This window comes from Anabaena sp. UHCC 0399, assembly GCF_034931465.1.
Classification (GTDB): Bacteria; Cyanobacteriota; Cyanobacteriia; order Cyanobacteriales; family Nostocaceae; genus Trichormus; species Trichormus minutissimus.
In genome coordinates this window covers 1-22,489 of record NZ_JAYGGZ010000018.1, presented here as the reverse complement: position 1 = coordinate 22,489, position 22,489 = coordinate 1, and the positions used below count along the sequence as shown (strand labels likewise).

Below are 22,489 nucleotides of genomic sequence, written 5' to 3'. Positions count from 1 at the left end.
AAATGATTAAGCGCAAACAACATCACCAAAAACCTCTTTGTAGTGATTCCGGTTTTACGATTATTGAGTCTCTAGTAGCAATACTTGTAGCAGCTATATTACTAGCAGCGATCGCACCTGTACTAGTCCTATCGACAGCTACTAGAGTTCAGGCTCGACGTGTAGAATTAGCAACACAAGCTGCCAAATCCTTCATTGATGGTATCAGAACTGGGGCGATCGCTGCACCAAGTGAAACAATTCCGATCGATCCCTCAAGTACAACTGATCCTAGACGAGTTTCAGATGTTGCAGGTACACCAGCCGTCACAGGCAAACCTGGAGACTATTTAGTTAATACTTTGACTAAAATGGCACTCCCTACATCAGCGACTGGTTTGTACTGCTTTACAAAAGCTGGCAATATCACAACGACAGATTGCATAAACAAGCCATTTGAATATTACATTCAGGCTGCTCGAATTGCTGTTACAGGTAGTTCCTCTGACGATGGCTACCGTTTGGCAATTCGGGTTTACCGGGCAGATGTTGACTTTACCAAAACTCGTACTGCCAGCACAGGTGAAACTGACAAGAAAACCCAAAATCCTTTTACTGCTGGAATAGGCGATCGGCAATCACCTCTACTTGAAATGACAACTGACATTGCTAACACTAATACTTCCTTTAGGGCTTTATGTCAGCGTCTGGGTGTAGCAACGAATAAAGCCTGTGATTAATGGGCAGAATCTCATTATTTAACATCTGTGTATCTATTCACTCTAGGGAAAACCAAAGTTATGATGAGGGTACTAAAATTCCTGCTCAGTAGCCAACTAAAACGCTCTAAGCGCATAGAGCAATCTAGCGGTTTTACCCTAATTGAATTGTTAGTAGCCATGATCATCGCATTCCTAGTCATCACCCCCTTGCTAGGCTTCATGATCAGCGTCATGAGTACAGATAGACAAGAGCAAGCTAAAGCTAATACAGAGCAAGAAATACAAGCTGCATTAGATTACATTGCCCGTGATTTGCAACAGGCTATTTACATCTATGATGCTACTGGTGTTGATGCTATCAGGGCTGAACTACCTAGCTCAAGCTCAACAGATAGAGTGCCAGTTTTAGTTTTTTGGAAAAGAGAATTAATTAGCAACGTAATTACAATTATAGGTAGTGAAAAAGATGATACTTATGTTTATTCATTAGTTGCCTATTATTTAATCAAAGATAGTAACGCTACTTGGTCTAATGCTGCTCGCATCGCTAGATGGCAAATTAGAGATGGTGTAGCCAGTGCTAGCGGTGTATCTTGTGACGGATATTCAGGAAAGTATGTCAGTGGTTATTGTCCCAGTAGTGGTTATGCTCCGTTTAACCTTGATGGTATAGGCACTCTGACAGAAAAAATGAATGACTGGAAGAGACTTGGCGAATATAAAACAACTACTACAGGCGCAGACGGAACAAAATCCACAGATACAACGATAGTTAACTACACTACTACTCCCATAGTATTGGTTGATTACGTAGATTTAACCTTAAGCACAAATAATCCAGCTCCGCCAGTAAAAACCTGCCCTACTAGCTCTTTCCTACCTCCAGATACAGCTAATTTTAATACCCGTAACACTTTTAAGATGAAGAGTTTTTCTGCCTGTGTTGATACAGCTAACACCACAGCAGAGGTATTTTTGCGAGGTAATGCGATTGCTCGCTTACAAACAAATAATCTGGACTATACAACTAATAGAAATGCTTATTTTCCAACTGCAAGCATCAGAGTCCAAGGACGCGGATACTTGTTTACTCAATAAAAACTGAAACCAAAAACGTAAATTCACGGCAATTGATTATGAACAGGCTAAGTTTTAAGTTATTGCATACCTGCATACAGAATCAAAAGAATCAAAAGCAAAATTTAGCGAGCCGCTTTGCTGTGAGATTTGCTAAACCAGAAGCTGGCTTTAGTTTAATAGAAGTGATTGTAGTAGTAGTAATGATAGGAGTGTTAGCAGCAATTTTAGCTCCTAACTGGTTTAGGTTTTTAAGCCGACAACGACTAAATAAAGCTAATGATACTGTAGTAGCTGCTATCCAAGAAGCACAGCGACAAGCACAAAAAACTAAACTCAGCTACAGCGTCAGTTTTACAACCACCAGTAGTGACAAAATTGCACAAGTTGCTATTCATCCCAGCACTTCTGCACCCGATAGCTACTGGAAGAATTTAGGTGAGGATGTGCAAATTCAATCAGGCTCAGTCTTATTGGGTACAAATTTGACTGCTCAAAACACAGCTGGTAGTTCAATTGCATATGCTGGTGAATATAATTCCAGCACTAATAAACAAACCATTACTTTTGACTACATGGGTATTCTACCCAGTGCCAATTTTGGCACTCCACCATCAGGTTCAACTGAAGCACCTGGGTTAAAAATTGTGTTGGCGATACCCAATACTAGCAGTCCTACATCTCCAAGTAGCACAAAGAGATGCGTCATTGTTAAAACTCTCTTAGGCTCAGTTTTGACAGAAAAAGATGATAAGTGTATTGAAAATTAACTGAACATATCTAGATTTAGCAAAATTTTTTAAAATTGGGTAAAAACACTGTACGTTACGCTGGATATTGACAGCAAAATTGTAATATGCAGTGCTTTTTTATTTTGAAACACTACTTGTTTATTTGTAACTTCATACACTTGAACTGAGATAGTTTAGCTAATTGTTAACAATAGCCTAGTGAGATGAGTATGATTTGTGAGTTTACCGTAGCTATACCAACTTACAATGGTGCTAGTCGTTTACCAGAACTGTTAGAACGACTATATAATCAGATAGGTACAGAGGATTTCCTCTGGGAAATTATTGTAGTAGATAACAACAGCACTGATAACACATCTCAAATTATTCAAAGCTACCAAGAAAAATGGGAACGCCCGTATCAACTTAAATACTGTTTTGAAGCTAAACAGGGTGCAGCTTATGCTCGCAAACGAGCTATTGAAGTAGCTTCAGGCAGTCTTATCGGATTTCTTGATGATGATAACTACCCCGTTGCAAATTGGGTAGCAGCTGCTTATGCTTTTAGTCAAAAACACTCTAAAGCAGGAGCATATGGTAGCCAAATTCACCCAGCCTGGGAAGTAAAACCACCAGAAAATTTTGATAAAATAAGCCCATTTTTAGCAATTACAGAGCGTGGAAATATACCATTATTATATAATGCTAGAAATAATTTACTTCCTCCTGCTGCCGGACTTGTTGTTCGTCGTCAAGCTTGGTTAAAAAGTGTACCTGATCAACCTATATTAACTGGTAGAACGACTAATAGTGTGTTGACAAGCGAAGATTTAGAAATGCTAAGTTACATTCAAAAAGCAGGATGGGAAATTTGGTACAACCCAGAAATGGAAATTTATCATCAAATTTCCCAATTTAGGCTACAAAAAGAATATTTAATCCCATTTTTTAGAGGTATTGGTTTGAGTCGTTATGTTACCAGAATGGTAAACATACAACCTTTATACAAACCATTTTTATTTTTAGCATATCTCATAAATGACATCCGCAAACTTATTCTACACTTAATTAAATATGGTAATCGGGTTAATAAGGATTTAGTTGCTAGTTGCGAAATGCAGCTATTTATTAGCACTTTAATTAGCCCTTTTTACCTTTGGAAAAATGGCTATCTAAATAAATAAATAAATAAATAAATAAATAAATAAATACAAGATTATGGTTTATATGAATAAAGTCTGGGAGAGTAATTTTGATATTACTATAGCTATTCCTACCTATAATGGTGCAGAACGGTTACCCAAACTGTTGGAAAGGCTGTTATTCCAAACAGGTATAGAAAATATTCATTGGGAAATTGTTATTATTGATAATAATAGTATTGATGATACAAAAATCATAGTTCAGCAATACCAAAAAAAATTTAATAATATTTGTCCATTAAAATACTTCTTGGAAACTAAACAAGGTGCTGCTTTTGCACGGTTGAGTGGAGTTCGTGAAGCTCAAGGGAAGTTCGTGGCATTTTTGGATGATGATAATTTACCTGTATCAGACTGGTTAGCGGCAGCTTATACTTTTGGCAAAGAACATCCTCAAGCTGGTGCTTGGAGTGGTCAAATTCATGGTGAGTTTGAGGTTAAACCGCCTCAAAATTTTGAAAGAATACAAGCTTTCCTTGCTATCAGAGAACAAGGTAGTCAACCGCAATTATTTGATCCTGTAAATCTAAAACTACCGCCTGGTGCAGCATTAGTTGTGAATAAACAAGCATGGTGTGATAGTGTTCCTAATGTGTTGGTATTTAGTGGCAGATTAGGTAAATCAATGGTGGGAGGTGAAGATTTAGAACCACTACTGTATATACATAAAGCAGGTTGGCAAATCTGGTATAACCCCAAAATGCACACTTATCATCAAATACCATCTTGGAGATTGGAAAAAAACTACCTAATTAATCTAGCTCGTGGTTGTGGTTTATCTACTTGTGAATTACGCTTTATAAATGCAAAAAAATGGCAAAAACCAATAATATTTTTTAGAACAATTATAGGTGGTTTACGTCGATTATTACAGCATATAATTAAATACAATTTCAATATCAAAAATAATCTGATAGTTGCTTGTGAGATGCAATTTTATTTCAGTATCATGATAAGTCCTTTTTATTCTTTAAAATATCACACTAAAAATTTATTAAGCACAAACAAACACTTTACAGCATGAATAAATTACCTAGTATATCTATTATCATACCAGCATTTAATAGTGAAAAAACAATTGCAGATACAATCGATTCAGTTTTCAATCAAACATTTAATAATTTTGAATTAATTATTATCAATGACGGATCAACTGATTCAACACTGGAGGTGATTTCAAAATTTCAAGATTCTCGGCTCAAAATATTTTCCTTCGGGAATGCCGGGGGAAATATTAGTCGCAATCGTGGCTTAAAATGTGCTGTTGGTGAATTTATTAGCTTTTTAGATGCAGACGATCTTTGGAGACCGAATAAACTACAGTTACAATTAGAAGCTCTACAAAATAATTTAGATGCTCAAGTTGCTTATAGTTGGACTGATTATATAGATGGGAATGCTAACTTTTTAGTTTCAGGTACACATATTACTGCCAATGGAGATGTTTATAATAAGTTATTAGTAAACAATTTTTTAGAAAATGGATCTAATCCCTTAATTCGTAGAGAAGTGTTAATAGAATTAGGTGGGTTTGATGAATCACTTGATGCTGCCCAAGACTGGGATATGTGGTTACGATTAGCGGATAAATATGAGTTTGTAGCTGTCCCATCTGTGCAAATTTTGTATAGAGTCAGCAGTAATTCCCTATCTACTAATCTTGCAAGACAAGAAAAAGCCTGTCTGCAAGTAATGAAATCTGCCTATCAACGAAGACCTTTGATTGTTAATAATATGAGTCTCAGTCTCGCAAATCTATATAAGTACCTCACCTGCAAAGCTTTGCAAGAACCATTTAGTAGACAAAAAGGTTTAGTTGCTGCTAAATTTCTCTATAATTATTTTCTCAACGAATCTTCTAGATTTAAACGAACAAAATTTATATTGAAATTATTCTTAAAAACGGTTGTAATTATTATTTTACCTATTGATATATCTACCAAATTATTGACAAAGATAAATACAAAAGTACAAATTAGTTAATATAACCATTAATAAACTTACTTTCAGGTGCGTTTACTATTTATCAGTTACAAAAAAAATATCTCTAATCACCGCTCAACAAGTGGTTTCACTCTGCCAGAGATATTAGTAGTTTTTTTAATTATTGGTATCTTAGCTGCGTTGGTTTCACCTAGCTGGTTAACTTTCGTCAATACTCAACGTCTTAGTCAGGCACAAAATGAAGTTTACGATGCTATGCAACAAGCTAAAAGCCAAGCGGGTAAAGAAAAATTAACTTGGCAAGTTAGTTTCCGCGAGCAAAATGGTACTTTGCAATTAGCAGTTCATCCTGCTAGTGTAGACCCTGCTGTGGCTAAGTGGAACAAGCTTGATGCTAGTGTTCGTTTTGACGAAGAAACAACTCTACAGGAATCAAATGGGGTCAAAAAAATTCAATTTGATTATAAGGGTAATGTCCCGCAACTGCCTCTAGGAAGGATAACTTTGTCTAGTAGGTATGGCAGTAAAACCAAGCGTTGTGTTTATATTTCTACAATTTTAGGGGCAATGCGAAAAGAAAAAGAAAATAAAACAGCCAATGGTAGTGGTGATTATTGCTATTAAAATATCTACTGTTCTTATCTAGGTCTTGTGTGCTGACATCACTAAAAATTGCCAAACAGCACCTAATTATTTTTACTCGCTATCCAGAACCGGGGAAGACGAAAACCCGAATGATACCAGCTTTGGGTACTCTTGGTGCTGCCAACTTGCAACGACAGATGACTGAGTACACACTATCTCAGGCTCAAGCCTTGCAAAATAGCATATCTATAGAAGTGCGATTTGCTGGGGGTGATTTGCAACTTATGCAAGAGTGGTTGGGATATAGCTTATTATACCAGTGTCAAGGTGAAGGGGATTTGGGCGATCGCATGGCGCGATCGCTCTTCGAGTCTTTCGAGAAAAATGCCGCACAAGTAATTATCATAGGTACTGATTGCCCTGACGCTAACTCTCAAATTCTGGCTCAAGCTTTTGCACAACTGCAAACTTTTGACTTAGTGTTAGGCCCAGCACTTGACGGAGGCTACTACTTGATTGGCTTGCGTCGGTTCATCCCGGAACTATTCCTTAACATCAATTGGGGAACTGCTCAAGTTTTACAACAAACTGTAGATGTTGCTAAAAAACTTAACATCTCGTATGTTTGCTTACCTGCATTGTCTGATATTGATCGTCCAGAGGATTTACGGATTTGGGAAAGAATCTTAGATACAAACGCTAACTTTGAAAAAAGTAATGGGCAATAGATTATCTTTGTATCTTAAAATACTCTAATTTTGATCGTACACTTTGCATAACAAATGTTACCGTAGTGTAGTTTGCAAGCAAATTATATCTACTCCATCTTAATATGTGCAGACAGATTCACATGACAAACAGCATTATGGGAACAATATTCCAGTAACTTTAAATAGGATCATCATTTCTGACTTGAGTAAGAGTTTGAACAACTATGGTTAATCGTTTTACTTCTGCAAATGCCGCCCTTACCCTGAAAGTGGTGGGAATCATTTTAATTGTGTCTTTTTTGCTAGATTTTTTGATTCTGTTGTTTCCTTTCCAACCCACAGATAGGATATGGCAAATCAACGTAGCAACCGCACTAGTTGATCGAGGTATCGTACCCTTGGTTGGTGTAGGAGCATTATTTACCGGTTATTGGATGCAGGAAGCTAGTGATGGCCCCAAAGGTTTTGACTTCAGATTTCCTGTTTTAATACTGTCTAGCATCTTAGGGTTAATATTCTTGCTAATTTTTCCCTTACACCTGAACAATGTGCGACAAGCTAGCACCCAAACAGTGAATCAAATTAGCCAAGATGCAGAACAGGCGGAAAGTCAACTAAAAAATCAGTTAAACCAATTTCAAGCGCAATTAAATAATGAGCAGGGCAAAGCTCAGTTAGAACAATTACGCACCCAAGCAAGAGCTCAGTTTAGCGAATTACTCAAAGACGAGCAAAAATATCAACAAGCACTCAATAGTCCCCAAATTCCAGCCGCGCAAAAAGAACTCCTCAAGAAGTTTAAAGCCAATCCCAAAGAACTTGATCAGTTTATTGCCCAGCAAACAGATCCTCAAGGACTAGCTAATCAAAGATTGAATCAAATTCGCCAACGCAGGGACGATGCTTCTAAACAGGCTAAAGACAACGCTTGGAAGTCAGGACTGCGAATTGGCATTAGCAGCTTACTCCTAGCTATCGGTTATATCATCATTGGTTGGACAGGTTTAAGAGGTATGGGTGCTTTTCAAGGTGGTAAACCTAAAGGTAAAGTACCAGCACGTTAATTTAAGATTGACTTGGGCAGTATAAAATATTAAACAATTTTTGATAATTTATACTGTCTTTTACTAGTATTAATCTGATAATAAAAAGATACTTAGCATTTAGCAAAATTACTATACTTTTAGACAATGTTCTCAATTTACATACTGACTTATAATGAAGAATTAGATATTGCCGCCTGTATTGAATCGGCGATGCTCTCAGATGACATTATTGTTGTAGACTCATGCAGTAGCGATCGCACCGTAGAAATCGCCAGTCGCTATCCTGTCCGCGTTGTTCAACACGCCTTTGAGAGTCACGGACAACAACGCACTTGGATGTTAGAGTCTATCCCCCCTAAACACGAGTGGGTGTATATTCTTGAAGCCGATGAACGGATGACACCAGAACTATTCGCTGAATGCGAACAGGCAAAGCAAAACCCAGACTATATCGGCTACTATGTTGCTGAACGGGTGATTTTCCTCAATCAATGGATTCGCCGCAGCACTCAATACCCCCGCTATCAAATGCGTCTTTTCCGTCATGGGAAAGTTTGGTTTACAGACTATGGTCATACTGAACGGGAAGTGTGCGATGGTGCAACCAGTTTCGTCAAGGAAACCTATCCTCACTATACTTGTAGCAAGGGTTTGAGCCGTTGGATTGAAAAACACAACCGTTATTCTACTGATGAAGCTAGAGAAACTTTGTATCAATTAGAAAAGGGCAAGGTAGACTGGCGAGATTTGTTTTTTGGTAAGTCGGAAATTGAAAAACGACGAGCGTTGAAAGATTTGTCTTTGCGTTTACCCGCCAGACCTTTACTGCGCTTTTTGTATATGTACTTTTTTCTGGGTGGTTGCTTAGACGGACGCGCTGGTTTGGCTTGGTGTACTTTACAGGCTTTTTATGAATACCTAATTCTGTTGAAAGCTTGGGAGATGAAAAATATCCCCACACCTAGCCTAGCAGCACCCGTGGCTCAAGAAAAACAAAGCCAATTAGAAGTGAGCTACACAGTTTCAGAAATGCCTAAGTAAATAGGTGACAGGTGACAGATGACAGGTGATAGGTGATGGGGGAAATGTTACACCAATGTCCAAGCCTAAGTAGAACAGGGTAAATAATTAAAGGTTTGTAGTAAGAACTTTAGTTCTCTCTGCGTTCTCTCCGTTCCCTGCGGGACGCTCCGCGAACAAAAAAGGACTAAAGTCCTTACTACGAACTCAATCTTAGGTTTTTTACATTATTTAACATAGTTTGGTATTTTCAAGTTGTTCTACTTATTTCTTAATTTTGAATTTGGAATTTTGAGTGTTGAATTGCTCTTAGACTCAGTGACTGAGATTTCCTAGCTGTCTTAGTCACTTAATTCAGGGTGAGTTTATTTAGCCGTGACGATCAGTTAAAATTTTTAAATCCCATTCTCAGAAAAATCACCCCTCCTAGGTTGCAAATCAGGATAAAAAACTGCGCTAATTACTGCTTTTTGCTAATTTTTCAGCATTAGCAGCTTTTAAATAAGCGCGATAGGATAATTAATATCTCCGATATTTGCAACAATCGTTTACAACTTGTACAAAGAAAAGTAACAACCTCAAAAACCAACTGGCTTTGATCTTAGTTGGGATGTGTCTATTTGCACTTTTGCAGGTAAACAACTAGTTTCCTAGTTAATAGGGCATATGTCATGGCAATAACTTAACTACTTGTCGTTGTAGACAGTAACTTGCGGTAAAAAATATCACAAGTCATGTCTTAATCATTGGACAAATCTAATGGAATGAATACGAATAAAGAAATTTCCACTATTCTAAAGAAGGAGAATAGGGGCTTGAGAATTGATCGTCTAAAACAGGACTTGAAGAATGACTTAATTGCTGGACTGTTGGTAGTGATTCCACTAGCAACGACTATCTGGCTAACGATTACCATTGCTAATTGGGTAATCAACTTTCTCACTCAAGTTCCTAAACAACTAAATCCCTTTGATGGATTACACCCGATTCTAGTAAATTTCCTGAATTTAGCGGTAGGGCTAGCTGTACCATTACTCAGTATTCTGTTGATTGGGTTAATGGCTCGCAATATTGCTGGGCGGTGGTTACTAGATTTTGGTGAGCGATTATTACAGGCGATTCCCTTAGCTGGACAGGTATATAAAACACTGAAGCAGCTTTTGGAAACTCTCCTCAAAGACTCTAATAACAAATTTCGGCGGGTCATTTTAGTAGAGTATCCCCGCAAAGGAATATGGGCGATCGCTTTTGTGACAGGTGTCATTGGGAGTGAAATTCAAGCCCAAATGTCTCAACCAATGTTAAGTATTTTTATCCCCACCACTCCCAATCCGACCACAGGATGGTATGCCGTAGTTCCAGAAGATGAAGTAGTCAACCTCTCCATATCGGTTGAAGATGCCTTTAAAGTCGTAGTCTCTGGAGGGATTGTCACCCCCAACACACCTTTATCCCCTCTTGCGATCACCAAAGAACACAAACTAGAAAAATCCAATAGCGATATTCCACATCCCATCATCCCTATCGAAGAAACCTAAAAAAAAATCCGGTAAATTTGTAGCCAAACAGAATAATATGGATGTTTGGCTCAATTAAAATTGATAGATTTGTAACTCTGAAATTACATTATTACTGAAACAGTTAAACTTTTATGCAAGACCGCAAACCACAACAAATAGCCCGTGAACTGGCACTTTTAAGCCTGAGCCAGTTACCAGTTAATCCCAAAAAATTGACAGAAGAACACCTACCTAAGCTGGTGTTAGCTACAGTACGTACCCTTAGAGCAGAAGTACAAGATAGCTTGGATAATGCAACTGGGGAGCTACAACGCAGTCACGATCGCCTTTTAACCAGTGAAACTCGCGCTTCTGATCTCAATAGTGCGAGAACTATGCTTAAAGAGGCGATCGAATGTACTCAAACCGCCATTAATCAATTAGGCGCAGCCCTAGAGTTCCCCGAATTAATTCAGCTAGCCAATCAGGATCGGGAAGTCGGTAAATATGCTATCAAACTTGTCCAAATCATCAACGAAAATCGCATTATTATTGATGAACAAATTTCCCTGGCTTTAGTAGACTGGCAAGTTACCCGTTTAGCCCAAATTGATCGGGATATTCTGCGAATTGCTGTGTCAGAAATGCTCTTCTTCAATCTCCCAGATAGAGTAGCAATTAATGAAGCTGTAGAGCTAGCAAAACGCTACAGTGGCGATGAAGGTCATCGGTTTATTAACGGTGTTCTGCGCCGAGTCACAGAGCAAAAACAACCTGCGTAGTCCCGCAGGGCAGAAGTTAAGTCGCTTCCCTACGGGACGCTACGCGAACGAGGGAAGTCAAAAGTCATAGACGTTAACGAAAAGAACCATCATGAGTGGTAAGTTGTGAGTGGGTAGTGAGGAGGACGAAAAAGTGAGGATAACCCGGAGGTTTTCACACCACATCAGAGTAACAAGTTAAATTAAACTCATAGATTCTAACTCATAAACGCATAGCTCCTACCTCACAGAACAACTAACACCGCTAGCTGCAATGGTTTTTAATTGGTTCAATCGTCAAGATAAAAATTCCCCGAATACACAACCAGCAGAAACACCTCCGATACAAGAACCCCAACCAGAGTCAGCCGCAACGTCACCAACAACAGCAGACGCTGCGCCAGACTCAACGGCCGACTTGTTGGCGTTTGCTAAAGCTGCTTATAAAAATATCCAAGAGAAACAACAGCCTCAACCAGACTTAACAGATGTTTCCACACCAGAGGAAACGCCTGAAGTTGAAGCAACTACAACTGCTATAACTGAAGTTACAGAAACTACCCCAGAAGCAGAAGTAGCTACTGAAGAGTCTCCAGAAATAATTGTTAATACACCAGAAATAGTAGAAGAAACTGCAACTGTTGTCGAAACCTCAACAGAGCCAGAAATTACCCAAGAGACGGCGAAGCCTGCAACCTTATCATTTTTAGAAAGGGCAGCAGCTGAACAAGCAGCCAAGCAGGAACGACTCATTGCCAGTGCGATTGAAGTACCTGAACCCGAAGTAGTGCAGCCATTAGCGACTGCACCGGAAGCGGTAGAAGTAATTCCTGGATTAGATTTTGATGACGGATTTGTTTGGTCAGCAGAAGTATTAGCATCACAAGGTAGGCGGCCGGAAGATATTTCTATTGAAGAAATTACCTGGCTGAAAAAGCTGCGGGAAGGATTAGATAAAACCCGTCGAAATATCCTTAACCAACTGAAGGCAATTGTTGGACAAGGGCCACTCAACCAAGCGGCTGTCACAGAAATTGAGGCGTTACTGCTGCAAGCGGATGTAGGTGTAGAGGCAACTGATTATATTATCAGTGCGCTCCAGAAAAAACTGCGCTCAGAAGTTACACCACCAGAAGAAGCGATCGCCTACTTGAAAAAAATCTTGCGGGATATGCTAGAAGCACCCCTCAAGACTACCCATACAGCCAGCTTTGCCCCGGAAAAAGATACCCTGAATATTTGGTTAATCACCGGGGTGAATGGTGCAGGCAAAACCACCACAATTGGTAAAATTTCTCACCTAGCCCAAAAATCTGGCTACCGATGCTTAATTGGCGCAGCTGATACTTTCCGGGCTGCCGCAGTAGAACAGGTAAAAGTTTGGGGTGCTAGAAGTGGTGTAGAAGTGATTGCTAACCCTGGTAAGAATACTGACCCGGCAGCCGTGGTATTTGATGCGATCGCAGCTGCTCAAGCCAGAGAAACCGAATTACTTTTGGTGGACACCGCCGGCAGACTGCAAAATAAGAAAAACTTAATGGATGAACTCAGTAAAATCCGGCGAATTATCGACAAAAAAGCTCCTGATGCCAAAATAGAATCACTTTTGGTTTTAGATGCTACTTTAGGTCAAAATGGATTGCGACAAGCTGAAGTCTTCTCCCAAGCTGCTCAACTCAGTGGCGTAGTTTTAACCAAGCTAGATGGAACGGCTAAGGGAGGCGTAGCCCTCGCAGTAGTACAGCAGCTAGGCTTACCCATCCGTTTTATTGGTGCAGGCGAAGGAATGGAAGACCTACGCCCTTTCTCTAGTTACGAATTTGTCGAAGCCTTATTGAGTGGCTAGTACCGCTACGCGGAAGTCACCGCTATGCGGAAGTCAAAAGTCAAAAAGAACGGCAGAAGGCAGAAGGCAAAATAATACTACCCCAATGCCCAATGCCCCATTTTTCTAGTTAAAGCTAAATTTCCCACTAATACTGTACTTAGCCCGGATTTATCACCGATTATTGCAACCTCAGTCCAGAGTCTGTAGGGGCGGGTTCACAGATATGCTCGAATCATTCACGAAATATTTTGCTCAACCCGCCCCTACTGTTTGTGAGAAATGCGGGTTAGATATGGCATGATGTGCTTTTTTGCATTTATGTGTTATCAACATTTATAGTTCTTTTTTGAATTCATCAAAAAACGTCTGAATAGTTCGGAATTTCTATGTCTGAAGATGTATGATTTGCTAATTGTGATATGTAAGGGTAAACTTTTTTCCCATAGAGAAGGATAATTGCTGATTTTTGCGGAGCAATTTTTGCCTAAAACTGCATTTATTAACATTCCTATCTTGAGATATAAGTTTTATAACCCAATGCAATACTTGTATCGAGTTATGGCTTACGTCTTTTTACTCTTGCTAAAGTGACAAATCTTGACCCAATATGGTTTAGCAATGTCAAGGCAAAAATTGTATAAGTAATCTAATGTCTATTTTTCCAGTGCAATAGTAACTGTACCTGTGTCTCAAGTGTCATCTCAACCTACTGACAATAATATTAGTGCTACGACGACCGATGTCACACCAGTTGTAGCACTCAAAGAACTCGTGGCAAGGTTGCACCGGGAACAGAATAAAATTCAAGATTTGCTGAGTTCCTTGGGATTTGCCCTCAGAAGCTTTAATAATTTGAATCAGTTTTTGGAACTGATTCCATTAATGGCGACAAGAGTTACAGATGCTGATGGTAGTGCGCTGTTTCTTTATAAGCCTAATGGTCAAATTAGGTTAGAGCAGTTACATTGGCAGGATAGTCGCCAACGCAAGAACATCCGCAAAGCTTTAGAAACCGCTAGTAGTCAAGTCTCACTAGCAGCCAATAGCGCACCCCTAGCCACAGCAACAGGGATTTTGGACGCGCAGATGCACCGCCACTTGGGGCCGGATGTGCAGATTTTCGGCACGGCAATTTTGGTCAAGCACACAGAACGGGGATGGTTATATGTACTCAGCCGCGACCCAGAATATAGCTGGACAGAAACCAGACAAAAGTTAGTTCGGCTAGTGGCAGATCAAACGGCGGTAGCAATTGAAAATGATGAACTAGGAGTAGAACTGAGAAAAAAAGAACGCTTAGACCAAGAATTAGAAATTGGTGCGGAGATTCAAAGGCGACTTCTACCCCGTCAATGTCCTTCTATTCCTGGTGCTGTCTTGGCGGCACGCTGTAAACCGGCTAATCGTGTAGGTGGAGACTACTATGATTTTATTCCCACTAATCACAGTCAAATTTATCCACACATTATTAACAGTAGTCAGAATGCAGGACGTTGGGGATTGGTAATTGGGGATGTCATGGGGAAAGGTGTCCCGGCTGGTCTAATTATGACGATGATGCGGGGAATGCTGCGAGGAGAGGTTTTGCATGGTAATTCTCCAGGGGGAGTGCTGCAAAACTTAAACCGAGTCATGTATGCTGATTTAGAAAATTCTCACCGCTTTATAACGCTATTTTACTCGGAATATAATCCGCACAATCGCGTTTTGTCTTATAGTAATGCGGCACATAACCCTCCGTTGTGGTGGCACGCAGCTACGAAAAGTATTAGCCGTTTGGATACATTGGGAATGTTAATTGGCTTGGATGCCAATAGCCAATATGAAGATGCCCAAGTACAGTTAGAGCCTGGGGATACAGTTATTTATTATACAGATGGGTTGACTGATGCGGCGGCGGCTAGTGGCGATCGCTTCGACGAAGAAAATTTTGTTGCTGCGTTCCATAAAGCTTGTAGGTCTTGTGATAGTCCCCAGGAAATTGTTGATTACCTATTTGATCAGGTACAGCAATTTATTGGCCACGATGGACAAAACACTGATGATATGACGCTAGTGGTGTTGCAGATTTATTAGTTATTGGGCATTGGGCGATTTAATAAGTCCTAACCAGTGGGGGTAAGCGTAGGAATTAGCAGCCTGTAATTCTACACTTTGGTAAGTATTGAATACCGAATTAACTGTTGCTTGAAGATTTGCCATTAGTCGCACATCATCACCATTAGCTTCAAAAGCTAAACTCCACCAGGGAGAATTTTGAACTATTAATTGCGTAATTTCCACACTACAGCCGTTATTGATATTTTCATGATTAGTAAGTGGTATGAGTGAAAAGTCAGGCAAAATTTGATAAAGCTGTAAATAGCGAACTTTCCGCACACTTACCCAAGCAGCATTTCCTAAAACTCTTGCAGGCTGAAAAATTTCCCCCGTGGAATCGCTACACGAGCATTTAGCCCATGTTTCGGCTTTTCCTCTTACTAATTTACCAAAATCAACTATACCCAGTTCTGCTTTGCGCCATTTGACTTCCAGCTTACCTTGTCGGAGTTTGATTCCCAAAAAATCAGATCCTGGGGTATATAGATACACATCTTCTCTTACTTCTGGTGGTTGCAATTGATTAATCAAACAATTTTGCTGAAACCAAACCAGAATATCTGATGGGAGCGTACCAGGATGAAACCAGCGTAATTCGTTAGTGGTAAGCATATAGTTAGTGATCCTCATCTACTAAGAGAGCGAAATGATGCGAAGCGACACAGTTGATGGGACAATGAAAATGAGAAATTATGCTTGCTTGTGTTGCTTCCAGCCGAAAGGAAACTGTAAAAATGTGGAAAAGACTTGTATTTATTTTGCTATTGGTGTTAAGTTTCAGCTTCAGTAATCCTGATGTTGCCTCTGCTGCCGGATTCAAAAGCTTTGTAGACACAACTGATGGCTATGAATTTTTATATCCTAATGGCTGGTTGCCGGTGAAAGTTGCCAATGGCCCTGATGTTGTGTTTCACGATTTAATTGAGATATCAGAAAATGTCTCTGTGATCATTAGTCCTGTGCCAGAGAACAAAACATTAAAAGAATTAGGAACGCCAACGGAAGTAGGATACAAGTTGGGTAAGTCAGCTTTAGCACCTCCTGATTCTGGACGTTCGGCTGAATTGGTTAATGCCCTAGAACAAGAATCTGATGGAAAAATATATTATATTCTTGAGTATTTGGTAACACTTCCCGATCAGCAAAAACGGCACAACGTGACTAGTGTTGCTGTGAGCCGTGGTAAACTTTTTACCTTTAATGCCTCTATTCCCGAAAGACGCTGGCAAAAAGTTAAAAACATGATGAAAGATGTAGTCAATTCTTTTTCTGTGTATTAAATGGGGAATGGGGAATGGGGAATGGGGGATGGAGAATGGGGAATAGGGCATTGGAGACTAAGGTAGAGTAACTAATGAGTGTTGACTCTCCGAATTTTAGATTTTAAATTTTGGATTTTGGATTAGTTTGAGTCAAAGCCCTGTCCCTTGTGGTCGTAACAAATCTCAAATAGTCTCTACGAGACGCGGTGCGTTCGCAGAGCCTCTCGTAGAGAAGATAGTCAATCTAAAATCTAAAATCCAAAATCTAAAATTGTTTGACTCTTACCCAAAAATCTAATGAAAATTCCCCAATTCGTACTAGCCTCTGCTTCCCCAGCGCGAAGACGCTTGCTGCAAACTGTTGGGATTGAACCAATAGTCAGTCCTAGTGATTTTGATGAGTCACAAGTTCAAATCACTGAACCTGGACATTTAGTTCAAATTCTGGCTCAACGCAAGGCGGAAACTGTAGTACCGCAGTTTGCATCAGGGTTGATTATGGGTTGTGATTCAGTATTAGCAATCGATAGTAAGATTCACGGCAAACCAGCAGATGCAGCCGAAGCGATCGCACGTTGGCAATTAATGCGGGGTAGCTTTGGCGATTTATACACAGGTCATGTTTTGATTGACGTTGACCAAAACCGCACTGTAGTTAAATGTCAGGTGACAAGAGTATATTTTGCTCAAATTAGCGATCGCGCTATTCAAGCCTATGTAGCTACAGGTGAACCCCTCAAGTGTGCTGGTGCATTCGCTCTAGAAGGTTTTGGTAGTCTATTTGTAGAAAAAATAGAAGGTTGTCACAGCAACGTTATCGGGCTTAGTTTACCCCTACTCCGGCAAATGCTAGAAGAACTAGGTTACGAAGTCACAGACTATTGGCAATAATTAGTAGAGAATTCAGTTTTATTGGCGTAGATAGGTGACAGGTGACAGGTGACAGGAAAAAATTTTTGTAATTAATACTGTCTAAGTACGAATTACGTAGCTTGCTTTACTGCGTAACGCTCCGCGAACTCGCTTTGCGAGTATTACGAATTACGTTAGCGTAGCGGGACGTTAGTCCATTACGAATTACGAATTACGAATTACGAATTACTTAATTCTTCAGGTATGAGGTGGGAATGTACAACTTGACCGTCCCGAAACCAGACAATACGCCGGGTTTGACGGGCAACTTCTGGTTCGTGTGTCACCATAACTACCGTGATACCACTAGTATTAAGTTCGGTAAAAATATCTAATACTTCTTGGGTGGTGTGTGAATCGAGTGCGCCGGTAGGTTCATCGGCTAGGAGGACAACGGGACGATTGACAATAGCACGGGCGATCGCTACTCTTTGTTGTTGTCCGCCTGATAGTTGAGTGGGTTTGTTGTTGATGCGATTGGCTAAACCGACTTTGGTGAGTGCTTCGGCGGCGCGATCGCTTCTTTCGCTAGGATTGACACCAGCATACACCATTGGCAGCATCACGTTTTCTAATGCACTGAGTTGGGGTAATAGGTGGAATTGTTGGAAGACAAACCCCAGTTTTTTATTGCGGATATGTGCCAAGTCTGCGTCATTCATTTGCGCCACATCGACGTTATCTAAATAGTAATGTCCTGTGGTAGGACGATCTAGACAACCAATAATATTCATAGCTGTAGATTTACCTGAACCTGAAGGCCCCATAATGGAACAGTATTCACCCTCATTAATGACAAGATTTACATCATTGAGGGCTTTAACTTCAGTTTCTCCTCTACCGTAAATTTTAAAGATGTTTTCTAACCGAATGATTGTTGATTTCGGTACAGGATTAGGAACTAGTGAATCAGTAATTGAAATAGTATTTGGCATAGATCAATAGTTATTAGTTATTATTCCCCAGTCCCCAGTCCCCAACTAATCTAGTTTAAACTCAACAAACTCTGTTTGTGTAAAGAGCATCTTCTTATCTATTGCTGACAGAATTTTATTATTAGCACTCTCGGAACTTAAACAGCGACAAACTAACTCTGCTACATCTGCGCGATGGATACTCCCAACAATGCGTGTATCTTCCGTTAACACACCGTTACCTGTGGCTGGCTCTGATTTTAGCCCACCAGGACGGATAATCGTGTAGATGAGTCCGCTAGCAATTAAATGCTGTTCTGCTTTGTCCTTTTCTACTAAAACTGTTTGCAGTGCGTTTAAAGCTTGGGGAGACAAAGCACCGACACTATTACCAGTCCCAATGGAAGTTACTAGAACAAACTTCTCTACGCCAGCTTTTACTGCGGCATCAATGATATTCTTATTTCCTAAATAATCTGGTTTTTCTTGGTCTGTAGGTAAACCGCCTAGTGTACTGATAACAGCGTGAATCGGTTTGTCTGTAATAATAGAACTTTCTAAGTCATCTATATTTAAGGCATCTCCTACAACTACCTCAACTCCCATTGCTTCGAGTTCAGCACGAGATGTTTCGTTTCTGACCAGTGCGGTGACTTGAATATTCTGTTTACTCAAGTAATTGGCAATTTCTTTACCAACACCGCGACTAGCTCCTACAAGGAAAATGTGAGATGTACTTGTCATAGGAATTTTGAATAAAAATCAATTACGCTCAAAGGATTGTATCAGAGGTGGAGGCGTAATTATATTTAACCCTAATGTGGGAGGTATTTTTATCGGCGATTGTGCGAATCTAGTTAAGTAAATCCTCTTGGCAAAATTTATGGCTAAACAACCACAGGAAGATATCAGGGTTGCTGCTACCTCGAAAATTTGGGGAATGACAGTTGGTCTTTTCGCCATTTGTATTCCACTATCGGCTGTGACTCGAAGTGGCCCCATCCTCCCGTTAGCAGCTATTGGCGGTGCAGTTGCTGGTACTGTCGCTGTCTGGCGTTCTGATGATAAAAAATCACCATCCAAATCTTTATCAGGCCAACCGATAGAGATATTAGAGCAAAGAATCGCCAATCTAGAAACAATAGTCAGTAGTGAAGAGTTTGATTTGCACAGAAAAATTAAACAACTAGAATCGAATAACACTTACAACGCAGGTACTCAATCCTCTACGCCGGAACATAAAACTTAAAATTGATGAAAATGTATCACAACATAACAAATTAGTATATCTATTTGTTTTTGTAACATTAGGTTACTTTTAAATCAGCTTTTTATGTTGAGGCTTAATCATCTTCAAGAATAATTGTCTTTAGAAATATAACTGTTTCTAGGGCAACAGTATCTTATTGTTAAGGTTAGTTAGAATTGACGGACATCATTTAAATTCTCAATACTTCAGTCCCGTTCTCAATCAAGGGTCTTCATCCTTTATGGTGGATACTCTCTGCAAATTCTGCCTTTGATTGTGTTCTATTAGACTGCGAGGATTACGGAATTTTTAATTAACTAGAAGTTATAAACTTGAGTCATTGCATTGGTATAGCTTACCTTAAGTATGCAACATTGTGCCGCAGGAATGCAGATGGATTGGATTAGCTTACTCAAAGCTCAACAGGCTGACTTCCTTCAACGTGTGAAAAAACCCAAAACTTACGATCTATCTTTGTTAGAAAGTCAAGTTAGAGGGTGTCACAGCGAAGTGATGGCATTTTGTGGAGAGCCGTTGGCAAAAATTATCGAATTTTCTCGCCAACAAGCCAAAATCCTGGCGAAAAATCCGCCTCCCATACCCCCCGAATATCCCGAACCCCCTGACTGGACGATCCCTTTTCCGACATATTTCCAGCAGCAAGCGGAAGATTATATTTTGCGCGAGCAAATTGTTGATCGCATTATCAGCACGCGTCTAGGGAAGCTACTAAAGAAAATTCCCCAAGACACCGCGCAGAATATGGTGCTAGACGATGAAGGGAACTTGCGGGGTGAAAGTAAGTTTACTTACTTGTTAGCAGATAACCCTAAATTGAGTGTACAAGTTTATGTTGCTGATGGTGAAAGTTTTAATGGCATTAAGAAAGATAAAATCAGGTGGTCAGTCACTCAAGATGATTTAAGACATCACCAAGTATTAGTTTTTCTGTGTCTATTTTATCCATCTACGGGTAAGTTGGGTTGTGAAAAACAAGCTGTGATTGCTGGCTTTTTACCCACCCATCAAATCGGATTAACAGAACCCAAAATGTATGTTGCTCCTAGTAACTTGTTGTATGCAGGGGGTTTAAGTTGGTATTTAGAATCATTAAGTCTTAAAAAAGATATTAAAAAAGATATCTTGCCAATAGTTGTTGAAAGAACCATCCCTGAAACAATTAAAACTGTATCATCAGACCATCCTAAAAAAGAAATTATTGGTGATTGGGAATGTTGGCAGACGTTAAAAGGACATACTAAAGGAATTAATTGTTTAGCTTTTAATTCTAAGTATGACAACGGCATAATTACACCGATATTGGCTAGTGGTAGTCATGGAGAGACTAAGTTATGGGATTTAAGCAAGGGCGATTTAATCGATACTTTGTCAGAATATCCTTGGGTGTTTTCTGGACTAATAGATGAAATTAGTTCCCTAGCTTTTAGTGCAGACGGACAGATGTTGGTGAGTGGTGGTGCAGATTCGTCAATTAAAATTTGGCATACAGGCGCATTAGATTTAATAGATATTCTGCACAAACATCATGGCGTGGTGCGCTGCGTTGCTTTCACTCCCGATGGACAAATGTTAGCCACTGGTGGGGATGACCGGAAAATCTTCTTTTGGGATTTGATGAGTCGTCAGGTAAAAGCCATCCTGTCTTTAGATGATACGGCTGCTCATTCTTTGGCGTTAAGCCGTGACGGTCAAACTTTAGTAACCGGTAGCTATCGTAAAATCAAAGTCTGGCACACCTCAGAACCCTGGAATACAAAGAATCTCAAAGACAAAGAACCCCTACATACCCTCACGGGTCACGGTCACATTGTCCGTGCTTTGAAAATTAGTGCAGATGGTCAATGGCTGGCCAGTGGTAGCTGGGATCAGACTATTAAAATTTGGCATCTGGAGAGTGGTAAATTAATTCGCACTCTTAAGGGACATACAGATAAAGTGTATGCGATCGCGCTTAGTCCCGATGAACAAATTATTGCTAGTAGCAGTGCTGACCAAACTATCAAGTTATGGCATTTTGACTCCGGCGAGTTATTAGCTACCTTTACAGGTCACACTGATATTGTCACCGCGCTGACTTTTACCAGTTCGGGCGAGATGTTGGTCAGTGGGAGTTTGGATAAAACCATTAAAATTTGGCAAAGGAGTTAGACTTATCCGGTTCTGAACTCCGTTGACGAGTCTTTGATACTCATTCATCTACCTCAGAACTCCGTTGACGAGTCTTTGATACTCGTTCATCTACCTCAGAACTCCGTTGACGAGCCTTTGATACTCGTTCATCTAACTCAGAACTCCGTTGCTCTCAAATTTGTCTTGAATGTAGACAATGAAACAACCTATTTTCCGTGTTGCTGCTCAAGTAGGCGACTTTATGGGGACACAATATGTTGTGTCCCTGTTGTGTATTGTAGGTAAATGGGAATTGCTGTATATTTTGATCTAGTTTAATAAGTTTGTTAATGAACCGAGATGTCCATTAAATAATTATTGTCCACTTTAAAGAATTTTTGTCATCAAATCACTCAATCAAAATTTTTAAATCAAATGATGTCATAAATAGTGTAAAATTTTAAAGTAAATTATGTCATATTTTTCAAGAATAGCTTATGCCCAGAAAGTCTACCAGTCAAGCCTTTTCAGTATTTGAGACTGAAGACACAGCACAAACTGAGGAAAAAGAAACAGAGTATCTGCTAGTTAACGAAGAATCACCAGAATATCTCAAAAAAGTGGACTTGATAGATGCTATTCGTCAAGCACCTAACAAAGCAGCTCGTAGGGAGGCGATGGCGTTCCGCCCCGCATAGCTGATCGCAGATGCAGCGAAAGCTCTGGGTAAAAGCACTCGAACGATCCAGCGCATGATAGAGAAAGTTGAACAGGTAGGAGTTGCAACTCTAGCTTTTGGGCGCAAGGATAAGGGACAA

General features: G+C 39.9%; 22 protein-coding genes. 19 read left to right on the top strand and 3 right to left on the bottom strand.

Annotated elements, in window-relative coordinates:
* Positions 1 to 2: 2 nt before the first annotated feature.
* The 14 genes from hpsB (at position 3) to VB693_RS11890 (ending at position 15,180) form a co-directional block, all read left to right on the top strand.
* On the top strand, positions 3 to 719 hold the full coding sequence (gene hpsB / locus VB693_RS11955; protein ID WP_323266466.1) for a hormogonium polysaccharide secretion pseudopilin HpsB: 717 nt from the start codon (positions 3 to 5) through the stop codon (positions 717 to 719).
* 60 nt (positions 720 to 779) lie between these two features.
* Complete coding sequence (hpsC, locus tag VB693_RS11950) at positions 780 to 1,799, top strand: hormogonium polysaccharide secretion pseudopilin HpsC (protein WP_416233385.1); 1,020 nt, start codon at positions 780 to 782, stop codon at positions 1,797 to 1,799.
* A 38-nt stretch (positions 1,800 to 1,837) separates the two neighbouring features.
* A complete protein-coding gene (locus VB693_RS11945) occupies positions 1,838 to 2,548 on the top strand; it encodes a pilus assembly FimT family protein (protein WP_323266465.1) in 711 nt (236 codons plus the stop codon).
* 191 nt (positions 2,549 to 2,739) lie between these two features.
* Positions 2,740 to 3,693: a hormogonium polysaccharide biosynthesis glycosyltransferase HpsE gene (hpsE, locus tag VB693_RS11940; RefSeq protein ID WP_323266464.1), complete on the top strand. Its 954-nt coding sequence runs from the start codon at positions 2,740 to 2,742 to the stop codon at positions 3,691 to 3,693.
* 43 nt (positions 3,694 to 3,736) lie between these two features.
* Entirely contained in the window at positions 3,737 to 4,735 is a 999-nt protein-coding gene (hpsE, locus tag VB693_RS11935; RefSeq protein ID WP_323266463.1) for a hormogonium polysaccharide biosynthesis glycosyltransferase HpsE, read from the top strand.
* Entirely contained in the window at positions 4,732 to 5,694 is a 963-nt protein-coding gene (locus tag VB693_RS11930) for a glycosyltransferase (protein WP_323266462.1), read from the top strand. Before hpsE (VB693_RS11935) ends, VB693_RS11930 begins: the two co-directional genes overlap by 4 nt.
* A gap of 27 nt (positions 5,695 to 5,721) precedes the next feature.
* Positions 5,722 to 6,279: a type II secretion system protein gene (locus tag VB693_RS11925; protein ID WP_323266461.1), complete on the top strand. Its 558-nt coding sequence runs from the start codon at positions 5,722 to 5,724 to the stop codon at positions 6,277 to 6,279.
* 29 nt (positions 6,280 to 6,308) lie between these two features.
* Positions 6,309 to 6,968, top strand: a complete 660-nt coding sequence (locus VB693_RS11920; protein ID WP_323266460.1) for a TIGR04282 family arsenosugar biosynthesis glycosyltransferase — start codon at positions 6,309 to 6,311, stop codon at positions 6,966 to 6,968.
* A gap of 206 nt (positions 6,969 to 7,174) precedes the next feature.
* The gene (locus tag VB693_RS11915; protein WP_323266459.1) at positions 7,175 to 8,014 is read left to right on the top strand and encodes an HpsJ family protein; all 840 of its coding nucleotides are present in this window, start codon (positions 7,175 to 7,177) and stop codon (positions 8,012 to 8,014) included.
* A 126-nt stretch (positions 8,015 to 8,140) separates the two neighbouring features.
* On the top strand, positions 8,141 to 9,037 hold the full coding sequence (locus VB693_RS11910) for a glycosyltransferase family 2 protein (protein WP_323266458.1): 897 nt from the start codon (positions 8,141 to 8,143) through the stop codon (positions 9,035 to 9,037).
* A 743-nt stretch (positions 9,038 to 9,780) separates the two neighbouring features.
* Positions 9,781 to 10,554: a DUF502 domain-containing protein gene (locus tag VB693_RS11905; protein ID WP_323266457.1), complete on the top strand. Its 774-nt coding sequence runs from the start codon at positions 9,781 to 9,783 to the stop codon at positions 10,552 to 10,554.
* Between the two features lie 113 nt (positions 10,555 to 10,667).
* The gene (gene nusB, locus VB693_RS11900; protein WP_323266456.1) at positions 10,668 to 11,297 is read left to right on the top strand and encodes a transcription antitermination factor NusB; all 630 of its coding nucleotides are present in this window, start codon (positions 10,668 to 10,670) and stop codon (positions 11,295 to 11,297) included.
* A 253-nt stretch (positions 11,298 to 11,550) separates the two neighbouring features.
* Complete coding sequence (gene ftsY / locus VB693_RS11895; RefSeq protein ID WP_323266455.1) at positions 11,551 to 13,122, top strand: signal recognition particle-docking protein FtsY; 1,572 nt, start codon at positions 11,551 to 11,553, stop codon at positions 13,120 to 13,122.
* A gap of 666 nt (positions 13,123 to 13,788) precedes the next feature.
* The gene (locus VB693_RS11890; protein ID WP_323266454.1) at positions 13,789 to 15,180 is read left to right on the top strand and encodes a PP2C family protein-serine/threonine phosphatase; all 1,392 of its coding nucleotides are present in this window, start codon (positions 13,789 to 13,791) and stop codon (positions 15,178 to 15,180) included.
* Here VB693_RS11890 and VB693_RS11885 read toward each other — a convergent pair whose 3' ends face one another.
* Positions 15,181 to 15,816 (bottom strand): hypothetical protein, encoded by a 636-nt coding sequence (locus tag VB693_RS11885; protein ID WP_323266453.1) that lies wholly within the window; start codon positions 15,814 to 15,816, stop codon positions 15,181 to 15,183.
* A 122-nt stretch (positions 15,817 to 15,938) separates the two neighbouring features.
* Here VB693_RS11885 and psbP point away from each other — a divergent pair, with 122 nt between their 5' ends.
* Positions 15,939 to 16,484, top strand: coding sequence for a photosystem II reaction center PsbP (gene psbP / locus VB693_RS11880; protein WP_323266452.1), 546 nt, complete (start codon positions 15,939 to 15,941; stop codon positions 16,482 to 16,484).
* 279 nt (positions 16,485 to 16,763) lie between these two features.
* Entirely contained in the window at positions 16,764 to 17,357 is a 594-nt protein-coding gene (locus tag VB693_RS11875; protein WP_323266451.1) for a nucleoside triphosphate pyrophosphatase, read from the top strand.
* Positions 17,358 to 17,557: 200 nt separating this feature from the next.
* Here VB693_RS11875 and VB693_RS11870 read toward each other — a convergent pair whose 3' ends face one another.
* Both VB693_RS11870 and VB693_RS11865 read right to left on the bottom strand, forming a co-directional pair.
* Positions 17,558 to 18,313: an ABC transporter ATP-binding protein gene (locus VB693_RS11870; protein WP_323266450.1), complete on the bottom strand. Its 756-nt coding sequence runs from the start codon at positions 18,311 to 18,313 to the stop codon at positions 17,558 to 17,560.
* A gap of 45 nt (positions 18,314 to 18,358) precedes the next feature.
* Positions 18,359 to 19,036: an SDR family oxidoreductase gene (locus VB693_RS11865; protein WP_323266449.1), complete on the bottom strand. Its 678-nt coding sequence runs from the start codon at positions 19,034 to 19,036 to the stop codon at positions 18,359 to 18,361.
* A gap of 139 nt (positions 19,037 to 19,175) precedes the next feature.
* Between VB693_RS11865 and VB693_RS11860 the strand changes: the two genes are divergently transcribed.
* The 3 genes from VB693_RS11860 to VB693_RS11850 all read left to right on the top strand — a co-directional run bounded on the left by VB693_RS11860 (position 19,176) and on the right by VB693_RS11850 (position 22,369).
* Positions 19,176 to 19,541, top strand: coding sequence for a hypothetical protein (locus VB693_RS11860; RefSeq protein WP_323266448.1), 366 nt, complete (start codon positions 19,176 to 19,178; stop codon positions 19,539 to 19,541).
* A 393-nt stretch (positions 19,542 to 19,934) separates the two neighbouring features.
* Positions 19,935 to 21,710, top strand: coding sequence for a WD40 repeat domain-containing protein (locus VB693_RS11855; protein ID WP_323266447.1), 1,776 nt, complete (start codon positions 19,935 to 19,937; stop codon positions 21,708 to 21,710).
* A gap of 458 nt (positions 21,711 to 22,168) precedes the next feature.
* Positions 22,169 to 22,369 (top strand): hypothetical protein, encoded by a 201-nt coding sequence (locus VB693_RS11850; protein ID WP_323266446.1) that lies wholly within the window; start codon positions 22,169 to 22,171, stop codon positions 22,367 to 22,369.
* Positions 22,370 to 22,489 lie beyond the last annotated feature (120 nt).